The sequence below is a fragment of the Chitinophaga oryzae genome, from assembly GCF_012516375.2.
GTDB lineage: Bacteria > Bacteroidota > Bacteroidia > Chitinophagales > Chitinophagaceae > Chitinophaga > Chitinophaga oryzae.
The window spans coordinates 87582-111830 of record NZ_CP051204.2 but is presented as its reverse complement, the minus strand read 5'-3'; the positions used below and the strand labels follow the sequence as shown (position 1 = coordinate 111830).

General features: G+C 51.2%; 21 protein-coding genes. 14 read left to right on the top strand and 7 right to left on the bottom strand.

Annotation, left to right across the window (positions count from 1 at the left end; all coding sequences use genetic code 11):
- Positions 1 to 358: 358 nt before the first annotated feature.
- Complete coding sequence (locus HF324_RS00450) at positions 359 to 547, top strand: hypothetical protein (RefSeq protein WP_168808386.1); 189 nt, start codon at positions 359 to 361, stop codon at positions 545 to 547.
- 134 nt (positions 548 to 681) lie between these two features.
- Here HF324_RS00450 and HF324_RS00445 read toward each other — a convergent pair whose 3' ends face one another.
- Positions 682 to 1119 (bottom strand): YybH family protein, encoded by a 438-nt coding sequence (locus tag HF324_RS00445; RefSeq protein WP_168861727.1) that lies wholly within the window; start codon positions 1117 to 1119, stop codon positions 682 to 684.
- 116 nt (positions 1120 to 1235) lie between these two features.
- On the opposite strand from HF324_RS00445, the gene HF324_RS00440 reads away from it, so the two are divergent.
- The 4 genes from HF324_RS00440 (at position 1236) to HF324_RS00425 (ending at position 5907) form a co-directional block, all read left to right on the top strand.
- Positions 1236 to 2426, top strand: a complete 1191-nt coding sequence (locus HF324_RS00440; RefSeq protein WP_168808381.1) for a DegT/DnrJ/EryC1/StrS family aminotransferase — start codon at positions 1236 to 1238, stop codon at positions 2424 to 2426.
- An 87-nt stretch (positions 2427 to 2513) separates the two neighbouring features.
- A complete protein-coding gene (kdsB, locus tag HF324_RS00435) occupies positions 2514 to 3239 on the top strand; it encodes a 3-deoxy-manno-octulosonate cytidylyltransferase (RefSeq protein WP_168808380.1) in 726 nt (241 codons plus the stop codon).
- A 20-nt stretch (positions 3240 to 3259) separates the two neighbouring features.
- Positions 3260 to 4336, top strand: a complete 1077-nt coding sequence (locus HF324_RS00430; protein ID WP_168808378.1) for an iron-containing alcohol dehydrogenase family protein — start codon at positions 3260 to 3262, stop codon at positions 4334 to 4336.
- A 116-nt stretch (positions 4337 to 4452) separates the two neighbouring features.
- The gene (locus tag HF324_RS00425) at positions 4453 to 5907 is read left to right on the top strand and encodes a DNA recombination protein RmuC (RefSeq protein ID WP_168808376.1); all 1455 of its coding nucleotides are present in this window, start codon (positions 4453 to 4455) and stop codon (positions 5905 to 5907) included.
- Positions 5908 to 5914: 7 nt separating this feature from the next.
- Here the strand turns inward: HF324_RS00425 and HF324_RS00420 are convergent, their stop codons facing one another.
- Positions 5915 to 7102, bottom strand: coding sequence for an MFS transporter (locus HF324_RS00420; RefSeq protein WP_168808374.1), 1188 nt, complete (start codon positions 7100 to 7102; stop codon positions 5915 to 5917).
- Between the two features lie 177 nt (positions 7103 to 7279).
- On the opposite strand from HF324_RS00420, the gene HF324_RS00415 reads away from it, so the two are divergent.
- The 4 genes from HF324_RS00415 (at position 7280) to HF324_RS00400 (ending at position 10619) form a co-directional block, all read left to right on the top strand.
- Positions 7280 to 7750, top strand: a complete 471-nt coding sequence (locus HF324_RS00415) for a Dps family protein (RefSeq protein ID WP_168808373.1) — start codon at positions 7280 to 7282, stop codon at positions 7748 to 7750.
- A gap of 103 nt (positions 7751 to 7853) precedes the next feature.
- Positions 7854 to 8603 (top strand): NYN domain-containing protein, encoded by a 750-nt coding sequence (locus HF324_RS00410; protein ID WP_168808371.1) that lies wholly within the window; start codon positions 7854 to 7856, stop codon positions 8601 to 8603.
- 4 nt (positions 8604 to 8607) lie between these two features.
- Entirely contained in the window at positions 8608 to 9150 is a 543-nt protein-coding gene (locus tag HF324_RS00405) for an O-acetyl-ADP-ribose deacetylase (RefSeq protein ID WP_168808369.1), read from the top strand.
- Between the two features lie 92 nt (positions 9151 to 9242).
- Positions 9243 to 10619: a TlpA family protein disulfide reductase gene (locus tag HF324_RS00400; protein ID WP_168861726.1), complete on the top strand. Its 1377-nt coding sequence runs from the start codon at positions 9243 to 9245 to the stop codon at positions 10617 to 10619.
- Between the two features lie 83 nt (positions 10620 to 10702).
- On the opposite strand, the gene HF324_RS00395 is transcribed toward HF324_RS00400, so the two are convergent.
- The 4 genes from HF324_RS00395 to HF324_RS00380 form a co-directional block, all read right to left on the bottom strand.
- Positions 10703 to 10846 carry a hypothetical protein gene (locus HF324_RS00395; RefSeq protein ID WP_159456040.1) on the bottom strand — a complete coding sequence of 48 codons (144 nt, stop codon included), beginning with the start codon at positions 10844 to 10846 and terminating at the stop codon, positions 10703 to 10705.
- A gap of 71 nt (positions 10847 to 10917) precedes the next feature.
- Positions 10918 to 12891 carry an alpha-ketoacid dehydrogenase subunit alpha/beta gene (locus HF324_RS00390; protein ID WP_168861725.1) on the bottom strand — a complete coding sequence of 658 codons (1974 nt, stop codon included), beginning with the start codon at positions 12889 to 12891 and terminating at the stop codon, positions 10918 to 10920.
- A gap of 35 nt (positions 12892 to 12926) precedes the next feature.
- A complete protein-coding gene (locus HF324_RS00385) occupies positions 12927 to 13277 on the bottom strand; it encodes a phage holin family protein (protein WP_168808364.1) in 351 nt (116 codons plus the stop codon).
- Between the two features lie 190 nt (positions 13278 to 13467).
- Positions 13468 to 14397, bottom strand: coding sequence for a hydroxypyruvate isomerase family protein (locus HF324_RS00380; RefSeq protein ID WP_168808362.1), 930 nt, complete (start codon positions 14395 to 14397; stop codon positions 13468 to 13470).
- A gap of 187 nt (positions 14398 to 14584) precedes the next feature.
- On the opposite strand from HF324_RS00380, the gene HF324_RS00375 reads away from it, so the two are divergent.
- The 3 genes from HF324_RS00375 (at position 14585) to HF324_RS00365 (ending at position 18285) form a co-directional block, all read left to right on the top strand.
- Positions 14585 to 15550 (top strand): formylglycine-generating enzyme family protein, encoded by a 966-nt coding sequence (locus HF324_RS00375; RefSeq protein ID WP_168808360.1) that lies wholly within the window; start codon positions 14585 to 14587, stop codon positions 15548 to 15550.
- A gap of 34 nt (positions 15551 to 15584) precedes the next feature.
- On the top strand, positions 15585 to 16919 hold the full coding sequence (locus tag HF324_RS00370; RefSeq protein ID WP_168808357.1) for a Gfo/Idh/MocA family protein: 1335 nt from the start codon (positions 15585 to 15587) through the stop codon (positions 16917 to 16919).
- Between the two features lie 76 nt (positions 16920 to 16995).
- Positions 16996 to 18285 (top strand): D-alanyl-D-alanine carboxypeptidase, encoded by a 1290-nt coding sequence (locus tag HF324_RS00365; RefSeq protein WP_168861724.1) that lies wholly within the window; start codon positions 16996 to 16998, stop codon positions 18283 to 18285.
- Positions 18286 to 18290: 5 nt separating this feature from the next.
- Here HF324_RS00365 and HF324_RS00360 read toward each other — a convergent pair whose 3' ends face one another.
- Positions 18291 to 18935, bottom strand: a complete 645-nt coding sequence (locus tag HF324_RS00360) for a hypothetical protein (RefSeq protein ID WP_168808353.1) — start codon at positions 18933 to 18935, stop codon at positions 18291 to 18293.
- Positions 18936 to 19271: 336 nt separating this feature from the next.
- Between HF324_RS00360 and HF324_RS00355 the strand changes: the two genes are divergently transcribed.
- The gene (locus tag HF324_RS00355) at positions 19272 to 22337 is read left to right on the top strand and encodes a SusC/RagA family TonB-linked outer membrane protein (RefSeq protein ID WP_168808351.1); all 3066 of its coding nucleotides are present in this window, start codon (positions 19272 to 19274) and stop codon (positions 22335 to 22337) included.
- Between the two features lie 10 nt (positions 22338 to 22347).
- Positions 22348 to 24096 carry a RagB/SusD family nutrient uptake outer membrane protein gene (locus HF324_RS00350; protein ID WP_168808349.1) on the top strand — a complete coding sequence of 583 codons (1749 nt, stop codon included), beginning with the start codon at positions 22348 to 22350 and terminating at the stop codon, positions 24094 to 24096.
- The last annotated feature ends 153 nt before the right edge of the window (positions 24097 to 24249 follow it).

Below are 24249 nucleotides of genomic sequence, written 5' to 3'. Positions count from 1 at the left end.
AAACAGGATAAGGATTAAAACTACAAGAGGTTCCAGGGATAAGATTAAAACTACCGGTGGCAGTTTCAGAGGTTATGGGTTAAAACGCGGCCGCAGTACAAAATGCGTTTTCCGCGGCCACGAAAATAGGGGATAGCACTGAAAAAAGAAATGGTGTTTTTGCAAACTGAATGTTAATGAACGCAACCTTTTGCTACTCAGCATTGTAGTGAACTTTTCCCACAGGAGGCCGGCAGATGGGGAGGGTTTGCCCCGTCTCCAGTCCGCTACACAGGCTAAAACAGCGGTTTTTCATCTGGAATAGTGTTTGCCGGACTTACATTGAAGTTGTTTTCATGGTATGCTCAAAACCGGTATTATGAAGAAAAAGAAACTCAGTGAAGAGAAGTCGGCAGGGTTTTCACAAAACAAGAAAAGGCCGGCACAGGTGCTGACCACCGACAAAGGGTCTGTGAGCAGTAATCCGCTTCACGGGGATTTATCCGAATCGCCGGAAGAGGAAAACAAGGCGGTACGGGACAGTGAGAAAAACAAGAAATCGAAATAGAAGACAAATAATTACCATATCCGGAGAAAACCCGAACGTTTTTTATTAAAAGAAGATAACAGCTTACTTTTTAGTTTCTTCTTTAATGTTGTGGTGTATAGCGGCCATCCTACTCTTAGGATGGTTTTTTTTGTTTAGCTGCTATGGTCGGCGATAATTTTCCAGGCGCCGTGGATGCGGCGGAGGGTGAGGCTGAAATGTCCCTGAAGGTTGCCGATGCTGCGTTGCAGGTGCCATCTGCCTACCACAAAATACACGTCGCGCCCGAGGGGTTTAAATTCCAGCAGTTTAAAATCCAGTTTGCCCATGGCGGTGGTGTCGGGGTAGGTTTTCCTGTAGCGATCCAGCGTAGCCTGCCAGCCATAGGTGACGCCGTTTTTACCGATGAACAGGAGAGAATCGGAGTGCCAGTAGGTCTGCATAAAGCCGTCGATATCGCCACGGTTCCAGGCGCTGGTCTGGGCGGCCATCAGGCCCTCTATCTGCCGGCGGTCGTCCTGCTGTGCGTTGGCGCGGCGGGCAGGTAACGCGGATAAGCTGGCTATCATAATCAGGAACAGTATAAAACGCATGGTGAATTTTTAGCAAAAGATAAACAGAATTTGCGATGTAACGCAACACTGATTATAGTAACTTTGCAGCACTATTTTGACATCTCTTTCAATTATATTTTAAAAATCAACAGCTTATGCCCGGATATGAACTATTTGGCGCCGAAGAAAGGAAAGAAGTAAATGACGTACTGGAAACAGGGATCATGATGCGTTACGGATTTGACGGTCCGCGTAAAGGCATCTGGAAAGCAAAGGAGCTGGAACAGGCTATTTGCGACAAACTGAACGTACAGTACACACAGCTTGCCTCCAGCGGCACAGCCGCACTGACCACCGCCATGGCAGCCCTCGGATTGGGTGCCGGCGATGAAATCATCATGCCCACCTTTACTTTCGTCGCCAGCTTTGAATCTGTGTTCTCCGTTGGCGCCACGCCGGTGCTGGTAGATGTTGATGACACCCTGACACTGGACCCCAAAGCGGTGGAAGCCGCCATCACGCCCCGTACCAAAGCGGTGATGCCGGTACATATGTGCGGCGCTATGGCCGATCTGGACGCCCTGCAGGCCATCTGTAAAAAACACAACCTGCTGCTGCTGGAAGACGCCTGTCAGTCTTTCGGGGCTACCTATAAAGGCAAAGCGCTGGGATCTATCGGCGATGCCGGCACCTTCTCGTTCGACTTCGTGAAAACCATCACCTGTGCGGAAGGCGGTGCTATCATTACCAATAACAAAGACGTTTATATTAAATGTGACGGATATACCGACCACGGTCATGACCACCTTGGCGTGGACCGCGGGGCCGACCTGCATCCGTTTATCGGGTACAACTACCGTATCTCCGAGCTGCATGCTGCAGTGGGCCTGGCACAGGTCCGTAAACTGGACACTTTCCTGGCCATCCAGCGCAAAACCAAAAAAATCTTCAAAGATGCGCTGGCTACCGTGCCGGGCGTGACTTTCCGCCGCCTGCCGGACGAAGCCGGCGACAGTGCTACCTTCCTGTCCTTTTTCCTGCCGGAAGCGGAACAGGCGGGGAAAGCCGCTGCAGCCATGAAAGCTGCCGGTCTGCCTGCGTTCTACTACTATGATAACAACTGGCACTACATCCGCCAGTGGGACCACTTTAAAAACGGCGACGTATTAACACCGTTTGCCCCAGGTCTGAAACAGGCGATGGAAATCTACAAAACCAAACAGTTCCCCGCTTCCGATGCCATCATCAGCCGGAACATCTCTACCCCGATCAACCTGTCCTGGAGCGATGCCGAAGTACAGGAGCGGGCTGAGAAGCTGGTGAAAGCTGTAAAAAGCGCTTTATAATTGCCGCACGCAGAGGCGCAAAGCAGCAAAGGCGCCAGGGTCTTTGCCTCTTTGCTGCTTTGCGCCTTTGCGTGAAAATAAACGAACATGAAGAAAGTAGCTTTAATACCTGCCCGTTATGGCGCTACCCGTTTTCCCGGGAAAATGATGGCTCAGCTGGGCGGCAAGTCCGTGATCCTGCGCACTTACGAGTCTACCGTTAACACCGGCGTATTTGACGAGGTGATGGTGGTGACCGACAGCGAGGTGATATACAACGAGATTGTGAGTCATGGCGGTAAAGCCGTGATGAGCAAAAAAGAGCATGAATGCGGTACCGACCGTATAGCCGAAGCCGTTGTTGACATGGATGTGGACATTGTGGTGAACGTTCAGGGAGACGAGCCCTTTACCCAGAAAGAACCGCTGGAGAAACTGCTCCGGGTGTTTGAAGGGGAAGCGGGGAAGCAGGTACAGGTGGCGTCGCTGATGCAGGAGCTGCATGACGAGGCGTCCATCGCCGATCCCAACTATGTAAAAGTGGCGGTAGACAAGCAGTTCAACGCCCTGTTTTTTTCCCGTTCCGTGATCCCTTATCCCCGTAACAAAGACATCAGGAGCATTTATTACGAGCATATCGGTATTTACGCTTTCCGCAAACAAACGCTGCTGGAGTTCACACAGCTGGCGCCTACGCCGCTGGAGCTGGCAGAGAAGATCGAGTGCCTGCGTTACCTCGAAAACGGTATTCCGATGAAGATGGTCGTAACCTCCTATATGGGCGTGGAGATAGATACGCCGGAAGACCTGGAAAAGGCGGCCAAATATTTATAACATCTAACTAAAACGGATATATGAAATTCAGGAATTTCAAAATGGTGGACTACGTAGTTTACGGCAGCGGATGTTTTGATCAGCTGGGCGAAATACTGGCTCCCCGTCGTAAAGGCGATGCTCCCATGATTTTTTTCGTGGATGAGTATTTCCAGGACAAACAGGCGTTCCTGTCCCGCATTCCTTTGCAGGGCAAGGACAAGATAGTGGTGATCGACGTGACGTACGAACCCAAGACCGTAACAGTAGACAAAATCCGTGATGAGCTCCAGGCCGAATTCGGCGAAGTGTCCGGTATTATCGGTATCGGCGGCGGTTCCGTGATGGACATGGCCAAAGCGGTGGCGCTGATGATGACCAACCCCGGTTCATCCGCTGATTACCAGGGTTGGGACCTCGTAAAGAACCCTGCCGTATATAAAGTGGGCATCCCTACTATTTCCGGTACCGGTGCTGAAGTGAGCCGTACCTGCGTGCTGACCGGCCCTACCCGCAAACTGGGTATGAACTCCGACTATACGCCATTTGACCAGATCGTGCTGGACCCGGCGCTGACAAAGACCGTAGAGGTCAACCAGCGTTTTTATACCGCTATGGACTGCTTTATCCACTGTGTGGAATCGCTGACCGGCACTTATCTCAATGCTTTCAGTAAATCTTACGGAGAGAAGGCACAGGAGCTGTGCGAGGAGATTTTCCTGGATAAGGACGTGTGGGATGATGATTCCGACGAGAAACTGATGATGGCTTCCTATGCCGGTGGTATGAGCATAGCCTATTCCCAGGTGGGCGTGGCCCATGCGGTGAGCTATGGCCTGGCTTACCTGCTGGGCACCAAACATGGTATCGGCAACTGTATCGTGTTTGACAAGCTGGAGGAGTTCTATCCCGACGGTGTGAAGAAGTTCAAGGAAATGGTGAAAAAACATAACATCGATATCCCGCAGGGTATTACCAAGGGGCTGACCGACGAGCAGTTTGACACCATGATCAATGTGTCGCTCGGTATGGCGCCATTGTGGGAAAATGCGCTGGGCAAAGACTGGAAGGAGATTATGACCCGCGAGCGGCTGCGTAAGCTGTACGAAAGATTGTAATATTCCGGGAAACCGTATTAAAGGATACGAATTGCAACGTAGTTTGCAATTCGTATTTTTTTTGCACGCAAATTCAATGCGTAGTCATAAACGATATTGCTTTTAACAAACTAATCATGTTGATATTATTGATTGTCACGGGAATTGTAGCCCTTGTGCTGGGGTATCTGTACTTCATGGCAACGGGCCGTCAGCGGGCACTACAAGCGGAAGTGTCGGCTTACCAGGAGCGTTATGCCCAACTGGAAGCGAAGCAGGGCTATTTACAGCACCTGGTGGACGACAAGCAGCAGCTGGCCCGCGAAAAGCAGGAACAGCTGGAGCGGCTCAATGAAGAGTTTGCCTCCCTGATGGCGGAGCAGGGCCGGCTGGCTGAGCAGAATAAATACCTGCATCAGCAGCTGCAAAGCGAGAAAGAGCGCCTTCATGAGATGCACCAGGATTTTAAAGCACAGTTTGAAAATACCGCGCAGCAGCTGTTACAGCGGATCTCCGGCAATTTTATGCAGCAGAACCAGGTCAAGATGGACGACCTGCTGAAGCCGCTGGCAGAGAAGATCGATAATTTCCGGAGCAGCGTGCAGCAGTCGCTTGTGGCGGAAACATCGCAACGCACGGAGTTGAAGGCGGAGCTGCAGCGCTTATTGCAATTAAACCAGACCTTGTCCAAAGAAGCGAACAACCTCACCAGGGCGCTGAAGGCCGATACCAAGAAGCAGGGCAACTGGGGCGAGATGATCCTGGAAAAAGTACTGGAGGCTTCCGGGCTGGAGAAAGGCATTCACTATGTCACACAGGATGCCCAGCGCGACGATACAGGGCAACTGCGCCTGCCGGACATGGTGCTGCAGCTGCCGGAAAACAGGCAGATCGTCATCGACTCCAAGGTGTCCCTGAAAGCATACGAACAATATTGCAGCGCCACAGAAGAGGCGGAGCGGCAGCAGGCGTTGAAGCTGCATGTGCAGTCGGTGAAGAACCATGTGAATGAACTGAGCAGGAAAGCCTACCATACGCTGTATAAAAACACGACCGATTTTGTGATGTTGTTCATCCCGATAGAACCGGCCTATGGGCTGGCGGTGATGCAGCAGGATGAAGACCTGTACGACTTTGCCTTCCGGCGCAAAGTAATACTGGTAAGCGTTCCGTCATTGCTGGCCACCTTGCGGATCATTGACGCCATGTGGAGGCTGGATAACCAGAACCGGAATGCGGAAGAAATTGTGCGGCAGGGCAGCGCACTGTATGATAAGTTCGTGGGGTTCGCGGAAGACATGGGGATGATCGGTGAACACCTGAAACGCAGCCAGGGCGTTTATGAAAACGCCATGAACAAACTCAGCACCGGTCACGGTAATCTGGTCGGCAGGGCAGAGCGGATGCGCAAACTGGGGCTGGAAAACAAAAAGAGCCTGCCCCGTCAGCTCATCGCAGACATAGACATGACGCAGGAGGAGGAAGCGGACGTCCCTGCGGCCGGAGCAGAACAGCACCTTGCGCCAGGCATTACAGTACAGCGCCCGGCTTCTTCCGATGAAGCAGAGATGCAGGATGGACAGGGCCGGTAGGCGAAGGCTATCGGCACTCCCCGGCTACCATCCCCGGCTTTTTGTAGAAGAAGGTGAGATAGAAAGTAGCCAGTAAAGTGATGCCGGCAAACAGGTAAAACGTCAGTGGGAAATTGGACGATTTGTTATTGTATACAAATGCGGAGAAATAGGCGCCCAGCCCGATACCGGCTTCCATAGCGATATACATGCTGGCCAGCGCGCGGCCGCGGTGTTCGGGCTGCCCGAGGTCAATGGTCCATGCAGTCACCGCAGGCGCATTGAGGCCCACGGAGATGCCATACACCACAGCGGAAGCCATCAGCAAAGCCGGAGAACCGGCCAGTCCCATCATTAACATAGACGCAGCCATGAGTATGGCGGAAACTTTCAGTACGGGCACACGGCCATAACGGTCAGACACTTTGCCGGCCAGCAAACGGATCCCGATAGAGCTGATGGTAAAGTAGGTGAAGAACACGCCCTTGTTGGCCACACCGAGAAAGGCGCCGAAGTCCGGGATGATCGTAAGCATAGCACCATAACTGAAATAGGTGAGGAAACAGATGATCACCGGAGACCATACCAGCGGCTCAAATATTTCATCTCCTTTTATTTTGAGCAATGAGAAACGGAAAGGTTGTTTGTTGGCCAGTGTTTCTTTCATGCCGATCAGGATCACCACTGACAGCAAGGCAAAAACAGCTGACAGCTGAAACATCACATTAATATTCCATCTTACCGCCATATAACCCCCTATGGCCGGCCCTAGCGCCATACCAATAGTGCTGGCCAGTCCCACCATGCCCATGGCCTCACCCCGCCGGTTGAACGGAATGATATCTGACACATAGGCAGACGTACCGGTAGGTTTGAAGCCGGTAGAAAAACCATGAAAAAAACGGAGTAGCAGAAACGCCCCAACGGAGCTGACCAATGGGTATAACAGGCTACACACCACGCATACCAGGGAACCGAAAATCATTACCGGCACCCGGCCGATGGTATCCGTGAGCTTACCGCTGAATGGCCTCGATAAACCGGCCATCAGCGTGAATAATCCGATAATATACCCCTTGTAATCCGCCCCGCCCATATTGCTGAGATAGGCCGGCAACTCAGGGATCATCATATTGAAACTGGCAGAAAATAACGCATTACTCAGGCACAGAAGAATAAAATGCAGACTGTAGATTTTTCCGGAAGACTGGTCCATGCCGCAAAATTAGTAACTATGGTACAATTTTGGCAAATATGTTGGCCTGGCCCTGAAAACCTGAACAAAAGCGGCGATGGACCTGTTTTATTATACCGATTATTAATTTATGATAAACATCAGGGTAGCCCTCCCAAAGAATTCGTAAATTTATTTAAACCAAAAAATTCAAAGAATATGAAAATCGATATTGGCATTTCTGCAGAACACGCGAAGAAAATAGCATTAGAGCTGAACAAAGTACTTGCTGATGAATTACTGGTTTACGCGAAAACGCGCAACAGCCACTGGAATATCGAAGGCCCCAACTTCATGGAAATGCACAAGTTCTATGAAGGACAGTATGAGGAGCTGGAAGAAATCGCAGATGAAGTGGCAGAATACATCCGCAAGATCGGGCATTACGCAGAAGGCCGTTATGCAGACGTGTTGAAACTCACCAACCTGCTGGAATCCGAATATTCCAACGACCAGAAAAAACAGCTGCAGGAACTGCTGAATGACCACGAAACCATTATCCGCAACCTGCGCAGACTGATCGATGAATTCGATGAAAAGTATAAAGACAAAGGTGCTGCTGATTTCGCAACACAGTTGCTGCAGAAACACCTTTCACTGGCCTGGATGATCCGTTCCTACCTCAAATAATAACAATTGGGTTATTGGGTTATTTAGAAATTTATGCATTTAATGGGTTCCCTAAAATGCTTAAATTTCTAAATAACCCAATAACCTAATGTAAAAGTTCCACATGGATAATTCAAACGATCTCCGCCTCGCTGTGCTCATCGATGCCGACAATATACCCTACCACAATATTAAGGGGATGCTGGAAGAAGTAGCCAAATACGGCAACCCCACTTTCAAAAGGATTTACGGAGACTGGACCAAACCCACCGTAGCAGGATGGAAAGGTGTTTTGCTGGAAAATGCTATCACCCCGATCCAGCAGTACAGCTATACCTCCGGAAAAAATGCCACCGATTCGGCCATGATCATCGATGCGATGGACATCCTGTACACCGGCAGGGTGGATGGCTTTTGCCTTGTTTCGAGCGATAGCGATTTTACCAGGCTGGCCACCAGGCTGAGAGAAGCCGGGATGCGCGTGATCGGCATGGGAGAGAAGAAAACACCCAGCGCCTTCCGTGCGGCCTGCGATAAATTCATCTACCTTGAGATATTACAGATCAGGGAAAAGAAAACGGAAACAGGCGGCAAACCCAAATCAACCAAGGAAAAGCCCAAAGGTATCAGCAAAGCAGACAAAGAACTGATAGACCTGCTGTCTACCAGTATCAATGATATCGCCGATGAAGACGGCTGGGCCTATCTCGGGGAGCTGGGCAACCTCTTACTGAAAAAACAACCCGACTTCGACGCCCGTAACTATGGCTTCAATAAACTGGTACAACTCATCAAAAGTTTCCCCCACTTCGAGATAGATATCCGGGAAAGCGGCAAGAAAACCGGTAAGCTCGTGTATGTAAGAACAGTATAACGTTATGGCATATAGGAAAATAAAGATTCTCAGAGGGGATATTACCAAAATGGAGACCGCAGCCATCGTGAATGCGGCCAATTCCTCCCTGATGGGCGGCGGCGGCGTGGATGGCGCTATCCATCGGGCCGGCGGGCCGGCTATCCTGGAAGACTGCCGGGCCATCGTAGCCCGACAGGGAGGCTGTAAAACAGGGGAAGCCGTGATCACCACCGGCGGACGCCTGCCAGCCAAACATGTGATACACACTGTCGGGCCGGTATGGAACGGCGGAAACCATAACGAGGCCACCCTGCTGGCCAACTGCTACCTGCATTCGCTGCAGCTGGCATCCCGCCATCAGCTTACATCGGTGGCTTTCCCTAATATCAGCACCGGCATTTACCATTTCCCGAAAGACCTCGCCGCCAGTATCGCCATGGATACCATCGTTCATTTCCTGGAGCAGGACGAGGTGGTCCAGGAAGTGGTACTCGTTTGTTTTGACGACGAAAACTACCGGCTGGCACAACATTATTATAACCAGCACATAAGACCCGAAGAATAAATAGTGATGGTTTGGGGGTAACAGATAAGCCTGTTTGTCTATATTTGAAACCACAACGATGATTGATCGTAAACCAAACCACCATTAAGAAAATGAAACCAACCAAAGTAAGCAGACTGCTGCCACTGGCTGCCTGCATGGCGTGGGCTGCCCCTGTCGTTGCAGGTCCGGCGCCGGTCCCCACGCTCGCTGTTATCCAGGGACAAGCTCCTGAAAAAGCCAAAAAGATCACCCTCTACGCCGTTCAGGAAGGCCGTAAAACCGAAATCGCCAATGCGATGGTGAATGAGCAGCAGGCCTTTGCCTTCGCTGTTCCGTCGCCCAAAGAAGGGTTTTATTACCTCTCTGCCGGCAACCGCGGGGACACCCGTATCTACCTCAAGCCGGGAGAACAGCTGAAACTGAAAATGGATATCGGGACTTACACGGTACTGGCAGGATCGCCGGAAAATAAGCAGCTCCGGCAATGGCAGGAACAGCTGGGCACTATCTCCCGGCATACCAGCCCCGGAGATACCGCTACTTACCTGTCTTTCTTTCCCAGGCTGGAGGCACTGGTACCGAAAGTAGCCGCCCTGAAAAAGGCTGTGAATACGCCCAACCGGAAATTTAACGAGCTGCTGAAATATACCATGGACGTAGATGTAGAGTATGCCGCGATGTCGTTCCTGCTTATACCGCACTCAAAGCACCCGGAAAAAAGCCAGTACCCGGCGTATTACCGGCAGGTAATACAGGATAAGAAGTATTGTGATGGCCGGTTGCTGGCCAACGGTGATGCCGGTCGTATTGTTCGTTTATACGAGACCTTTACCTACCTTATGAGCACGGAGAAAAGGCAGGGACCTTCTTCGCTGGAAGAAAACACCCGTCTGTTCTGTAACGATACCATCAAAGGGTTGCTGATTACCGAAAGCCTGGGCGGGTTCCGTACATATGATAAACTCACGGAAGCGATAGCGCCGGTGAAACAATATCTCGTAACAGAAAACCAGCAACAGCTTTACCTGGCCGCTGAAAAGGGGCTGCGTAAATTTTCGGCCGGCGAACCGGGTTTCAACTTTGCCGGTGAGGATACCAACGGCAAAAAGGTGGCTTTCAACGATTTAAAAGGAAAAGTAGTGGTGGTGGACGTATGGGCTACCTGGTGCGGTCCCTGTAAAGCGGAACTGCCTCACCTGCAAAAGCTGGAAGAGGAGATGCGTGGCCGGAACGTTACCTTCCTGGGATACTCTGTCGATGAAACCAAAGACAAGGAAAAATGGCGGGCGTTTGTAAAAGAAAAGGAGATGAAAGGAGTACAGCTCTTTGGCGCCGGCTGGAGCGACATCACCAAATTTTATGACATCAAGGGTATTCCGCGTTTCATGGTGTTTGACCAGCAGGGCCGGATTGTGACCATCGATGCGCCGCGGCCTTCCACACCGGAGCTGAAAGCGCTGATAGAAAAGACATTGAGTAAAGGCTGATAACCGCCCGACAGTGATGATAAAAGAAAAAGGCTTCCGGAAGGAAGCCTTTTCTACTATAATGCGATGTAAAAAACAGGGGATTAGAGTTTTGCGTATTTCACCCAGGCGTAAATGAACATCAGGGCAAAAATAACGATGGCACAAGGAGCCAGAAAATGACCAATGCTATCACCCACCTTGTAAAAGTTGGTGGTCTGTACTACTGTTAAGAGATTCGTCAACATTGTATAATGATTTTATTTATTTCTGGGTGCAAATTAGAACATTCGTCGCAAATTCCCAATCCTGTATGCTGTTACCAGCCGGTTAATTGCCGGATACACTGATCCAGCCGGGCTTTGGCGAGGAAATTTTTTTCCAGTTCGCCGGCAAAAGGCACCGGGGTATCCAGGCTGGCGCAGCGGATGACGGGCGCGTCCAGCAGGTGGAAGCAATGTTCGGCGATCCAGGCGCTGATCTCGCCTCCCAGTCCGCCGGTGAGGGTATCTTCATGGAGTACCAGCACTCTGCCGGTAAGGGCTACGGCGTCGCGGACAGCGGTATAGTCCAGGGGCAGCAGGGTACGGAGGTCCAGGATGGCGATGGAGAGTGCCGGATGGGCGGCCGCATATTCCATGGCCCAGTGCACGCCGCTGCCATAGGTGATGATGCTGACATCGTCGCCCGCCTGCACCAGCCGCGCTTTCCCTATTTCCACGGTGTAATAGCCGTCGGGCACCAGGCCGCTGATGCTGCGGTAGAGGGCTTTATGCTCGAAATACATTACCGGGTTGGGATCAGCGATAGCTGCATTCAGCAAGCCTTTGGCATCTTCGGGCGAGGAGGGGTATACCACTTTCAGCCCCGGCACATGGGTAAACCAGGCTTCGTTGCTCTGGGAGTGGAACGGTCCTGCCCCTACGCCGCCGCCGGTGGGCATCCTGATGACCACATCGGCCGTTTGTCCCCAGCGGTAATGTATTTTAGCGAGATTGTTCACGATCTGGTTGAAGCCACAACTGACGAAGTCGGCGAACTGCATCTCGACCATGCTTTTAAAACCTGCGATAGACAGGCCGAGCGCGGCGCCAACAATGGCGCTTTCGCAGAGCGGCGTATTACGGACCCGCTCTTTCCCAAAGCGGCCCAGCAGTCCTTCCGTGATTTTGAAGGCGCCGCCATAGGCCGCAATGTCCTGTCCCATCAGTACCAGTTCGGGATACTGCTCCATAGACTGCCGCAGCCCGTCAGAGATAGCGTCGATAAATCTTTTTTCAGAAGCCGTGCCGGAAGGGTGGATGGCCGGTGGCCCCGGAGCATAGATGTCTTCCAGCTCGGTGCTGGTATTGACGGCGAAGGGGAGTGGCTCCAGTCCTTTAGCCACGTCTTCATCGATACGGTGCTTCAACTCCTGCCGGATGGCCTCTATGGCGGCGGCATCCAACAGGTGGGTTTCGCGCAGGAAAGTTTCATACCGCGCAATCGGGTCTTTCCTGCCCCATTGCTCAAAAAGCTCAGGCGGCACATATTTTACCCCGCTGGCTTCTTCATGGCCGCGCATACGGAAGGTCATCGCTTCTATCAGCACGGGTTTTTGTTCTTTGATGGCATAAGCCCGGGCGGTGCGGATCGTCTGGTATACCTCGAGGAGGTTGTTACCGTCTACCTGTACGCCTTCCATGCCATAACCGACAGCTTTATCGACCAGGTTTTTGCAGTGATATTGTTCGCTGACGGGCGTACTGAGGCCGTAGCCGTTGTTTTCCACGAGGAAGATAACGGGGAGGCCCCATACGGCAGCCACATTGAGTGCTTCATGAAATTCGCCTTCGCTGGTACCGCCTTCGCCGGAGAAGGCGAGCGACACTTTATGTTCTTTTTTCAGCTGGTGTGCCAGTGCGATACCGTCGGCGATGGAAAGCTGCGGCCCGAGGTGGGAAATCATTCCGCAGATGTGGAAGGCCCTGCTGCCAAAGTGGAAGGAGCGCTCCCGGCCTTTGCTGTAACCTTCCTGGCTGCCCTGCCATTGCAACAGCAGGTGATGCAGTGGCATATTACGGGTGGTGAATACGCCGAGGTTACGGTGCAGCGGCATGATCCATTCGTCGGGTTCCAGTGCCAGCGTGGCGCCTACGGCGATGGCTTCCTGGCCAATGCCGGAAAACCATTTGCTGATTTTGCCCTGCCGGAGCAGGAGCAGCATTTTTTCCTCTATCAGTCGGGGGTATAACAACGCCCTGTAAAAAGACAGTAACTCCGTGTCACTGAGATTAGACCGGTCAAAATACATGTATAGGCTGTTTACAACGTGAATAGGGCTGGGGGTCAGTCGTTGCTGCCGCCGGCGAGATTGATCATGATACTGTTGATGATGGTCATCACGATACTGAACAACATAGCCCACCAGAAGCCGTCTACCTTAAATCCGGGGACGATCTTTGCGGCCAGCAGTATAATGACTGCGTTGATCACAAATAAAAATAATCCCAGCGTAAGGAGGGTTACCGGGAAGGTAAACAATACCAGCAGCGGTTTTACCAGTGCGTTGAGCAGCGCCAGCACCAGCGCCAGGATCAGAGCGGTAACAAAACTATCGATTTTGACTGCCGGCCTCAGCAGGTAGGTTGTTAACATAGCCGCCAGTGCACTTACTAATATACGGACGAGGAAACCCATATGATTGTGTTTAGTGTATCAGTAAGATAACGAAAAAAACAGCATCAACGTATATTGATCTATAACCGCAGTAATAGTGCATCATCAAATAGAAAAGCCCTGTCAACCAGGGCTGACAGGGCTTTAACTTATTTGGTCATTTATTTATTTGGTTATTTATATGATTTTTTGGGGATCAGGGAAATCAGTATTAATCCTGTAAATCAACGTTCCGGTAGGCTTTTATCAGTGCAGCTTCCCCTTCTTTACCCTGACCTGCATTGCCATGCTCCATGCCCAGCACGCCTTTATATCCTTTCTTGTGCAGGTGCGCGAACACATTTTTATAGTTGATTTCGCCGGTACCGGGTTCTTTGCGGCCGGGGTTGTCACCTATCTGGATATACGCAATTTCGTCCCAGCACTGATCGATGGTAGGAATGAGGTTGCCGGTGTTGCGTTGCATATGGTAGATATCGTAGAGTATTTTGCAGGCGGGGCTGTTAACCGCTTTACAGATCTCGAAGGACTGTTCAGCGGTGCGGAGGAACAGGTCGGGCGTATCGCTGAGCGGTTCGAGCACCATGACAAGTTTGTGCGGCTCAAAGATAGCGGCGCCCAAACGGAGTGCGGCAACGACGTTGGCGGTTTGTATGCCCATCGGCAGGTTGCGGTCGAAGAAGCCGGGCACTACCGTAGCCCATTTGGCATTACAGCGTTTGGCCACGTCCACACTGTCTTTACAGGTTTTCACAAAAGCATCGGTAAACTCCTGTTTGCCGGAGGCCAGTGAAGTTTTCCAGTTGTTGCCCGTGTCTACTACAAACACGCCCATGGTCATGCCCAGTTTAGCGAGCAGGTTGCCGATTTTTTCCTGTTCAGCCACAGGACGGTGCATCATGCCGTTATCTTCTATAGACCGGAAGCCCTGGTCGTACATATATTTGATCTGGTCGAGGAAATCGGCGCCGGCGCTGTTTTTAAACATGCCATCATGTGGGGCGAAGTCCATTTTAAAAGGTTTTTCCTTAGCAGCTGTTGTGCCGGCAGTAGCAGCCTGGCTTTTGCTGGTAATACCGCCCAGGGCCAGCGCGGAAATACCGGCCAGAGTGCCCTGCTGCAGGAATTTTCTTCTTTCCATAACGTTAGGTTATTTTAAAATGATCATAGAAAAGGACATTGGCTAAATTTAATCGCTTTTATAAGGAAATGCTAATAAAGCTGAAAAAAATTCAATTCATCCTCCATTTTTCGCATTCATAAAAAAATATTGCATTCCACTTTGTAATTTTTTAAATTCACCCACTTGTATTTTTTAAATCGTTTGGATGACTAGATATTATGTGACCTTTCTGCTGGGCGGGTTGCTCGGCCAGGTTATGACCACGCAGGCGCAACAGACCTTTACGCCGTACGAACAACAGCTCCCCGGAACCACGGTAAGTTTTAAAATGGTGCCGATCAAAGGCGGCACTTTCACGTTAGGAAGCCCGGACAATGAAAAAGGAAGAAACAAAGATGAAGGTCCTGCGAAAAAAGTAACTGTCGGAGATTTCTGGATGGGAGCCACGGAAGTGACTTTCGACGAATATGACGTGTATGCCGATGCGGAAAAGGATAAAACACCTACGCCGGACGGTATGACGCGCCCCAGCCCTCCATATATTGATCTTACCCTGGGCATGGGCAAAGGCGGAGGTTATCCGGCCAACAGTATGAGCCAGTATGGCGCGCTGATGTACTGCAAATGGCTGTACGCCAAAACCGGCGTGTTTTATCGCCTGCCTACCGCCGCAGAATGGGAATACGCCTGCCGTGCGGGCTCATCAACACCCTACCCGTATGGCGCCGATGAATCCCAGCTGAAAAAATATGCCTGGTACCAGGCCAACAGCGAAGACAAATATCATAAGGTAGGACAACTGCAGCCCAATGCATGGGGCCTTTACGATATGCTGGGCAACGTTGCCGAATGGACGCTGGACCAATACGATGAAAATGGCGTAGCTGCCGTAGCTGCCACCGACCCGTGGACAGCCCCCACTTCCAAAATGCCCCGCGTGATCAAAGGCGGCAACTATAAGGATGCGGCACCTGCCCTGCGCAGCGCCGCCCGCCTGAAGTCCGACCCGATATGGAACCGCAGGGACCCGCAGATCCCGAAAAGCTCCTGGTGGAACGCAGACGCACCTTTTATCGGTTTCCGCATTGTAAGACCGGCGAAGCAACCCACTCCTGAAGAAGCACAGAAATTTTTCGAAGAAGTAGTTGATAAATACAAAGGCGCACGCTAATCATCATCCAAATCAATAAATCACAACGCATTTTATGGAAAGCGAACAACAAAAATTCCACGACAAAGGCCGCCGCGATTTCGTTAAGCAGACATCTATGCTTGCCGGTGGATTGCTGGCCATGCCCATCTTATCTAAAGCTAATTATTTCTCCGGTTCTTCTGATGTGATAAAAGTGGCGCTCATCGGTTGCGGCGGGCGCGGCACCGGTGCTGCTACGCAGGCGCTGAGCACAAAAGAAAACGTTCAGCTGGTGGCGATGGCCGATGCCTTCCCCGACAGGCTGAAAGAAAGCTACGACAACATTAAGGAAGCTTTAGGCGATAAAGCCAGCCGCGTGAACGTACCGGAAAAAAATAAATTCACCGGCTTCGATGCCTATAAACAAGCCATTGCGCTGGCGGACGTGGTGATCCTCACCACCCCTCCGGGCTTCCGGCCTATCCACTTTGAAGAAGCCATCAGGCAGAATAAACACGTGTTTATGGAAAAGCCTGTGGCTACTGACCCTGCCGGTATCAAAAGAGTACTGGATGCAGCTGCGCTGGCTAAATCCAAAAAACTGAACGTGGTAGTAGGTCTGCAACGCCGTTACCAGAACTCCTACCGCGAGCTTTACAAACGCGCGCAGGATGGCATGATCGGCGATATCCTTTCCATGCAGGTATGGTGGAACCAGGGCGCACTCTGGGTAAAACCCCGCAAACCGGAATACACGGAAATGGAATACCAGATGCGTAACTGGTACTATTTCAATTGGCTCTGCGGTGATCATATCGTAGAACAGCACATCCACAATATAGACGTAGGCAACTGGTTTAAAAACGCCACGCCGGTAACTGCCGGCGGTATGGGCGGCCGTGCCGTACGTACCGGTAAAGAATTCGGCGAAATCTTCGACCACCACTTCGTGGAATACCGTTATGCCGACGGCATAGTGATGAACAGTCAGTGCCGCCACTGGAAAGATGCGCCCAGCAAGGTAGATGAAGAGATTGTAGGCACTAAAGGCCGCATCTACTGCGATAAGGCGCAGATCGTGGACCATAAGGGGAAAGTACTTTATCAGTTTGACAAAACGAAGGAAAACAACCCTTATCAGACAGAACACGATGAGCTGTTTGCTGCCATCGCCAAAGGGCAGTATAAATTTGCAGACGCGCAGCGCGGCGCAGAGGCCACCCTCTCCGCCATCATCGGCCGCCTGGCTACTTATTCCGGTCAGATCATCAACTGGGATACTGCGCTCAACTCCGGACTGAACCTCCAGCCGCAGAGATACGCTTTCGACGCACCGCCGCCGATAGTGCCGGATGCTTCCGGAAACTACGCGTATGCAAAACCGGGAACGACAAAATATTTCTCCTGATATTTTTCTGCACACGATGTTCAAACAATGGGAAGATGCCAACGTCATCTTCCCATTTTATTTTTAACTTACTGCTATGAGATCAATTTTACTGTTTTCCGCCATCAGCCTGTCTTTACAGGCATCGGCCCAAACGGCCGCCATCAGCAGGTGGGCCAACCGTTCCCTCTTACACCAGCAGCCATTGGAACAGGCGCATGTGGGGATCTCTATTTATGAGCCGGCCACCCAAAAATACTGGTACCAGTACCAGGACGATAAGTTTTTTACACCCGCTTCCAATACCAAAATATTTTCACTGTATGCAGGCCTGAAGCTGCTGGGCGACTCGTTGCCCGCTGCCCGCTACTATGAAAACGATACCGCCATCTTTGTGAAAGGTATGGCCGATCCTTCCTTTCTGCATCCGGATTATACTTTTCAGCCATTGCTGCAGCTGCTGCAACAAACCGGTAAACAGATATACCTGGTGCCGGCCGTCAACCAGAACAAACGGTACGGCCCCGGATGGTCCTGGGCGGATTACGCCGACGATTACCAGCCGGAACTTACGGAATGGCCCATGTATGGCAATGTTGTCCGGATCTACCATCATGGCGATACCAGCAAAATGGTGCCGCCTCTTTACGACCTGGAAACAACGGAAGACAGCACCATCAGCAAAACCAGCACTGAACGGGATGAGCGGAACAATCTTTTCTTCCTTAAATATAACCCTGCCTACAGGGATGCATCCACTACGGAAGTACCTTTTGTCACAGGGGCGGAACAGGACCTCCGGCAACGGTTGCAGGACACCCTGCATAAGCGTATAGGCCTTGCCGTTCCCCCGCAGGAAGCATCGTTTCAATTGCTGAAAAGTATTCCGGCAGACTCCCTGTTTACACCTATGATGCACCGCAGCGATAACTTCTTTGCGGAACAAACGCTTATGATGGCATCCGCCAGCCTCTGGGATACGATCAGCACAAAAAAGATGATCAACTGGCTGCTGGAAGGAGACCTGAAAGACCTGCCGCATGCGCCGCAATGGGTGGATGGTTCGGGCTTGTCGCGTTATAATTTGATCACGCCGCGTGACTTTGTCAGCGTGCTGCATAAGATGTATGTGCAATATCCGCGGCAGCGGTTATGGGATATTTTTGCCACCGGCGGTAAAGGCACGCTGCGCAACTATTATCAGCAACAGTTTGTACATGCAAAGACGGGAACGCTGAACGGAGTGGTGGGGCTGAGCGGCTACCTGGTGACAAAAAAGAACAAGACGCTGATATTCAGTGTACTGGTAAATAACCATCAGGATACGGCCACGAATGTACGAAGAGCGGTAGAGCGGTTGCTAACGATGATCTGGAAGGAATATTAAACAGTTCAGGGTTTGAGAATATATGATACCAGCTTGATGGTATCGTCTGCCTGGTCTGCCTCTATAAGGCCTATTCCCTTGGCGTAGTAGCTGGTGGAGATGGTGCCGATGGAGACCGGGTTGTTGAGCACAATGGCGGAAGCGTCCAGTTTTACGGCAATCACGTCGAGATAGTTTTTCCCGTTAACGGTTTTGGTGACGCCTTTTTGTACGATAGTATGCTGCAGGACTGCTTTGGTCGTAAGCGTACCGTTGCTGACGGTGACCGTGTCGGACCAGCTGCTGCCTGTGGGGGCGGTTTCCTTCAGGTAGGTAAGCCGAAGACTGTCGGCCTTGTATCCCTGAAAAGTGAAAATGCTGGCGATCTGTGTATAAATGCCGTCTTTACAGCTGGAGCAGAAAAATACACTGTCATCGCCTACTACTTTGTAAGTGTTGCCGTTGATAGTAGTGTCCCCGGCAACAGTCAGGGTGTACGCAATGGTATCCTGGGTGAGGTTCACATCGATATAAGAAAAGGAAGAGCCGGTTGTGTAAGGGGCATAATCGCAGGTGGGGAATCCTGTCCCGTCATGGCTCATTTCTTTACTACAGGCGATCAGCAATGCGCAGCCTGCCAGAAACAAGAAAAATGCGTGGAGGTGCTTCATAAACAATAGATCTGGTTATTCTATAACGTTCATTACTATGAATTTATGCAAAAAGGCCGATAGTTTTTTGGACTACCGGCCTTTTTGCATGTATAACGATTTTCAGTTATTCTATTCTTACTTTAAATGAGCCGCTGATGGGACAGTTGTATTATCGGGTACTTTTTATGCATGAGCATTTTTAAAAAAGGCGTAAAAAACACACTTATTTTTAGAAAATAATCAAGTTATTTGTGAATATCTTACCACTAGGTAAGATTACCACTATGTTATGGATTAAACTATTTATTGAAAAACAGTAGAACGTAGCATTTTTATCACCCAAAAATCTCATTTATGAATCCACGTTATGCGAAGGCAATGCTATTGCTATGCCTTTCCGCCGCCTCCTCGGGGCCGGTCGCTGCCAGGGCTTTAGCGCCTGCGGTATGGCAGCAGGCCAATCCAACAGTAGAAGGTAAAGTAAAAGACGTCAACGGGAATCCCCTGCCGGGGGTAACGGTGCTGTTGAAAGACAGCCAGCGCGGCGCCGTTACTGACGTAAAAGGAAGCTTCACCCTGAAAGATGTAAAAAGGGATGGGGTACTGGTGTTCCAGTTTGTGGGCTATGACCCGCAGGAAGTAAAAATAGAAGGACGTACATCCGTTAACGTTGTCCTGAAAGAAAATCAGAAAACGCTTGACGAATACGTGGTGGTAGGTTATGGTACCCAGAAGAAAGTGACCAAGACCGGCGCCGTAGCTACCGTTAAGGGTGCTGAACTTCAGCAGTCGCCCAACGTGAATATCTCCAACTCGCTGGTTGGGCGTATTCCTGGTATCATTGCCGTGAACAACAGCGGCGAGCCGGGAAACGACAACTCCCGCATTTTTATCCGCGGCCGCAGCACCCTCGGTGTGAGCACGCCGCTGTATGTGATTGACGGCATCCCCCGCGAAGGGTTTGCCCGTCTGGCGCCCGGCGACATCGAAAGCGTATCCGTACTGAAAGATGCGGCTGCGGCTATCTATGGTTCCCGCGCAGCTAACGGCGTTATCCTTGTCACCACCAAACGCGGTAAGATCGGTAAGCCTACTATCAACTACGGCTTTAACCAGTCCTTCGTATCGCCTACCCGCCTGCCCAAGATGGCGGATGCGCCTACCTACGCCAGGCTGGTCAACGAAATCCTGCAGTATGGCGGCGATGCGCCCCGCTTTTCGGAAGAACAGATCAAAAAGTTTGGCGACGGCTCAGATCCCTGGCTCTATCCCAACACCAACTGGTACGATGCTGTTATCAAAAACACCTCCCTGCAGAACAGGCACGACCTGTCTCTCAGCGGTGGCTCTGAAAAAATGACCTATTACGTATCGCTCGGAAGCCTCTTCCAGGACGGTATCTATAAGTCCAGCGCCACCTATTATAAACAACAGAACATCCGGGCCAACCTCGACGCTAACGTGAACGAATATGTGCACCTGCGTTTTGACCTGGCTGGAAGACTGGAAAACAGGCACTTCCCGCCCCGCTCCGCCGGCTCCATCTTCCGCTCCCTCATGCGCGGACGGCCCACCGAAAATGCTATCTGGCCCAACGGTCTCCCCGGACCAGACATCGAATACGGAGATAACCCCGTGGTTACCAGCACCGACGTTATCGGCTATACGAACGACAAAAACTACGTAGTCAATGGTACCCTCGGCGCCACCATCAACATCCCCTGGGTACAGGGACTGTCCGTTGACGGAAACTTCGCCTATGACCAGAACTTCGCCTTCCTGAAAACATGGGTAAAACCATGGACGCTCTATACCCTCGATCCCAACAGCCCGGACCACAAGCTGAACCCGGCCTCCAGAGGGGTGAGCGCTCCCGAGCTGAACGAGAGCTTCAACAGCAACCGCATGACGACGGTGAACGTGAAACTGAATTACGTACGTTCTTTCGGAAAACATAACCTGAGTACGTTCGTAGCCTTTGAACAGGCTACTTTCGATGGAGATACCATGCTGGCCAACCGCCGGTATTTCATCAGCGATAAGCTGGATCAGCTGTTTGCCGGCGGCGATAAAGAGAAAAACAACGGTGGTACAGGTTTCTCCTTCGCCCGCCGCAACTATTTCGGCCGTATCTCTTACAACTATAAAGAAACTTACCTGTTCGATTTCAATGCCCGTTATGACGGTACCCAGAATTTCCCGCGCAACAGCCGCTTCGGCTTCTTCCCCGGCGCGTCTGTAGGCTGGGTGGTGTCTAACGAGAACTTCTGGAAAAAAGGCATGCGCGCAGTGGACTACTTCAAGATCCGTGCGTCATGGGGCCAGATGGGGAACGACCAGATCCCGTCTTTCCAATACCTCAGCACCTATGGCTTCAGCGACGGCGGCGTAATGTTCGGCGGCGACCTCAACAAAGGTATTTACCAGCTGCGCTCGCCCAACGAAGCCATTACCTGGGAAATGGCCAACAACTATGACATCGGTATCGAAGCATCACTGCTGGGTGAAAAACTGTCTGTGGAAGCGGACTATTTCTATACCCGCCGCGCCAACATCCTCGTGAGCCGCAGCCAGTCCATGCCTGCCTACACGGGTATGACCCTGCCACAGGAAAACATCGGCAAAGTGGAAAACAAAGGCTTTGAAGTAGTAGTGAAACACAAAAACGACATCAACAAATTCCATTACGAAGTAGTCGGCACCGTTACCCACGCCCAAAACAAAATCCTGTTCTGGGATGAGGTGCCCAATGTCCCGGAATGGCAAAAATCTACCGGCAGGATGATCGATGCGCCACTGTATTACAAAGCCATCGGCATCTACAAAACGCAGGAAGAAGTAGACAAGTCGCCCCACATCAGCGGCGCCCGCGCCGGGGATGTCATCTTTGAAGATGTGGACGGCAACGGTGTTATCGATGACCTGGACCGTATCCGGGTGAACCGCACCGAAAACCCCACCTGGATTTTCGGTCTTACCCTGAGCGCCAAGTACAACAACTTCGATTTCACCATGCTATGGCAGGGAGCTACCGGCGCCAGCCAGTATCTGCATACAGAGTCCGGCCTCATTGGCAACTTCCCCGAAGCTTATATCAAAGACCGCTGGACAACAGATAACATCAACGCTTCATGGCCAAGGGTGAACGACCGTGACCGCGAATACTGGGTAAACCGCCAGAACACTTTCTGGTTCTGGAAAACAGACTATGCGCGTTTGAAAACGCTGGAACTGGGTTATACCATTCCCGGTATGGCGATCAAAAACATCGGTCTGCAGAAACTGCGGGTATACGTGAGCGGTCAAAACCTGGTTACCATCGACAACGTAAAAATATTTGATCCGGAAGCGCCCATGGGCAGCGGCCAGTTTTATCCGCAGGTGAAGATTTACAATGTGGGATTAAATGTTACTTTCTAAACAACAAGCCATGAAAAAATCAAACATCATACAATATCTGCTGGTGGCGGGATTACTGTTGGCCACCGCTGCATGTAAAAAGGACTTCCTGGAGAAGAAGCCACTGACGGAATACGAGGAGTCTGATGTGTGGAAAGACCAGGGCCTGGTGCAGGCTTTCGTAAACGATCTCTATGTACAGATGCGTCCGGGGTACCTGGAAGTAATGCTGGCTTCCATGACAGACGAGGCGCGGTTTATCCACGATTATAACACCTCCCGCGTGGTACAGGGCAACGTTTCGCCCGACGATATCGGCAGGCTCAGTGATTTCGCCCGCTGGGACAACCACTACAAAGAGATCCGGAACTGTAACATGTTCTTCGAAAAGATCGACCAGGCGCCCATAGATGGTAGCACCCGCAACACCATGAAAGGCGAAGTGCATTTTATGCGGGCCTGGTATTATCACATGCTGGTGAAATACTATGGTGGCGTGCCGCTGATCACCAGGACATTTAACGTAAAGGGAGATGAACAGGAGATCCTTAACATCAAGCGGGCTACTTATGAGGCCTGTGTGAAATTTATCTCCGACGAATGCGACAGCGCCGCGAAGATGCTGCCCACTGTGTATGAGTTGCCAAAAGACAAAGGCCGCGTTACCAAAGGCGCCGCACTGGCGCTGAAATCAAGAATGCTGCTGTATGCCGCCAGCGATTACTTTAATAAAAACGTGAAGAGCCCGTTGATGGGATACACTTCCGGCAGTCAGACCGATCGCCTGCGTGCTGCCAAAAACGCGGCCAAAGCCGTGATGGACATGGGCATCTATGAACTGTACCATCCTACAGACTCTGCGGCGGAAAACTACAGCCGCATCTTCCTGGACAAAGATCACAAAGAGCTGATTTTTATAAAACAATATGATAAGGCGCTGCTGGGCACTTCCCATGACCTTTACAACGGTCCTAACGGTTATCACAACTGGGGCGGTAACGTGCCGCTGGAAAACTTTGTGACCGGCTACCAGATGAGGGACGGCTCTGCGTTTTCCTGGGCCAACGCTGCACAGGCCAAAGCGCCGTATGCAAACCGTGATCCGCGGTTTTATGCCACCATCCTGTATGACGGCGCCAAGTGGAAGCCTCGTCCGAAAGACGGTGCTGAAGTAGATCCTGTCGGTGTGATACAGACCGGTAAGTACGAGCCTAAAAACGGCGGCAGGGACAGCGTATGGGGACTGGACACCCGTAACAGCACCATCGAAAACTGGAACGGTACCTTCTCCGGGTACTACCTGCGTAAGTTCATGGATAAAAACCTGGACGCACAGTTTTTCAGGGGCGATCAGAACTGGATCTTCATCCGTTATGCCGAAGTATTGCTGAACTACGCGGAGGCGAGCATCTGGCTGGGCGAGTATGCAGACGCGCTGCCGGTGTTGAATGCCGTGCGTACAAGGGCGGGCATGCCGGCCACCAACGCTACCGGAGAAGCGCTGAAGGCGGTGCTGAAATATGAAAGAAGGTATGAACTGGCTTATGAAGAACATCGTTTCTTCGATGCACGCCGCTGGGTGACAGACGCCATGACTTACTTCAACGGCAATGCGCTGGGCATTGAGGTGCTGGGCTCTCAGATCGCCAACCATCCTTTTGTTTACAGACCTATCAGTATCCAGAGCCGTACTTTCAAAGAGAAGGATTACCTGTTGCCTATTCCTGCAGCGGAAATCCGGAAGAACAGCAACCTGGAACAACAGGTGCCGTATAAATAAGTGAGATATTTGCCTATATAAAGAAAGAGGGTGTTTCCGCTATTTGCAGAGACACCCTCTTGTATTTTTTCTCACCTGTAAATCTCATAAAAGAAGTCCCGAATAATATAACAGATCTGTTGCCGTATGCCGCGAACTTTACATCATAATTTT

Coding starts and splice junctions, on each gene's coding strand:
- HF324_RS00450 (WP_168808386.1), top strand. CDS start 359: ATGAAGAAAAAGAAACTCAGTGAAGAGAAGTCGGCAGGGTTTTCACAA.
- HF324_RS00445 (WP_168861727.1), bottom strand. CDS start 1,119: ATGCGTTTTATACTGTTCCTGATTATGATAGCCAGCTTATCCGCGTTA.
- HF324_RS00440 (WP_168808381.1), top strand. CDS start 1,236: ATGCCCGGATATGAACTATTTGGCGCCGAAGAAAGGAAAGAAGTAAAT.
- kdsB (WP_168808380.1), top strand. CDS start 2,514: ATGAAGAAAGTAGCTTTAATACCTGCCCGTTATGGCGCTACCCGTTTT.
- HF324_RS00430 (WP_168808378.1), top strand. CDS start 3,260: ATGAAATTCAGGAATTTCAAAATGGTGGACTACGTAGTTTACGGCAGC.
- HF324_RS00425 (WP_168808376.1), top strand. CDS start 4,453: ATGTTGATATTATTGATTGTCACGGGAATTGTAGCCCTTGTGCTGGGG.
- HF324_RS00420 (WP_168808374.1), bottom strand. CDS start 7,102: ATGGACCAGTCTTCCGGAAAAATCTACAGTCTGCATTTTATTCTTCTG.
- HF324_RS00415 (WP_168808373.1), top strand. CDS start 7,280: ATGAAAATCGATATTGGCATTTCTGCAGAACACGCGAAGAAAATAGCA.
- HF324_RS00410 (WP_168808371.1), top strand. CDS start 7,854: ATGGATAATTCAAACGATCTCCGCCTCGCTGTGCTCATCGATGCCGAC.
- HF324_RS00405 (WP_168808369.1), top strand. CDS start 8,608: ATGGCATATAGGAAAATAAAGATTCTCAGAGGGGATATTACCAAAATG.
- HF324_RS00400 (WP_168861726.1), top strand. CDS start 9,243: ATGAAACCAACCAAAGTAAGCAGACTGCTGCCACTGGCTGCCTGCATG.
- HF324_RS00395 (WP_159456040.1), bottom strand. CDS start 10,846: ATGTTGACGAATCTCTTAACAGTAGTACAGACCACCAACTTTTACAAG.
- HF324_RS00390 (WP_168861725.1), bottom strand. CDS start 12,891: ATGTATTTTGACCGGTCTAATCTCAGTGACACGGAGTTACTGTCTTTT.
- HF324_RS00385 (WP_168808364.1), bottom strand. CDS start 13,277: ATGGGTTTCCTCGTCCGTATATTAGTAAGTGCACTGGCGGCTATGTTA.
- HF324_RS00380 (WP_168808362.1), bottom strand. CDS start 14,397: ATGGAAAGAAGAAAATTCCTGCAGCAGGGCACTCTGGCCGGTATTTCC.
- HF324_RS00375 (WP_168808360.1), top strand. CDS start 14,585: ATGACTAGATATTATGTGACCTTTCTGCTGGGCGGGTTGCTCGGCCAG.
- HF324_RS00370 (WP_168808357.1), top strand. CDS start 15,585: ATGGAAAGCGAACAACAAAAATTCCACGACAAAGGCCGCCGCGATTTC.
- HF324_RS00365 (WP_168861724.1), top strand. CDS start 16,996: ATGAGATCAATTTTACTGTTTTCCGCCATCAGCCTGTCTTTACAGGCA.
- HF324_RS00360 (WP_168808353.1), bottom strand. CDS start 18,935: ATGAAGCACCTCCACGCATTTTTCTTGTTTCTGGCAGGCTGCGCATTG.
- HF324_RS00355 (WP_168808351.1), top strand. CDS start 19,272: ATGAATCCACGTTATGCGAAGGCAATGCTATTGCTATGCCTTTCCGCC.
- HF324_RS00350 (WP_168808349.1), top strand. CDS start 22,348: ATGAAAAAATCAAACATCATACAATATCTGCTGGTGGCGGGATTACTG.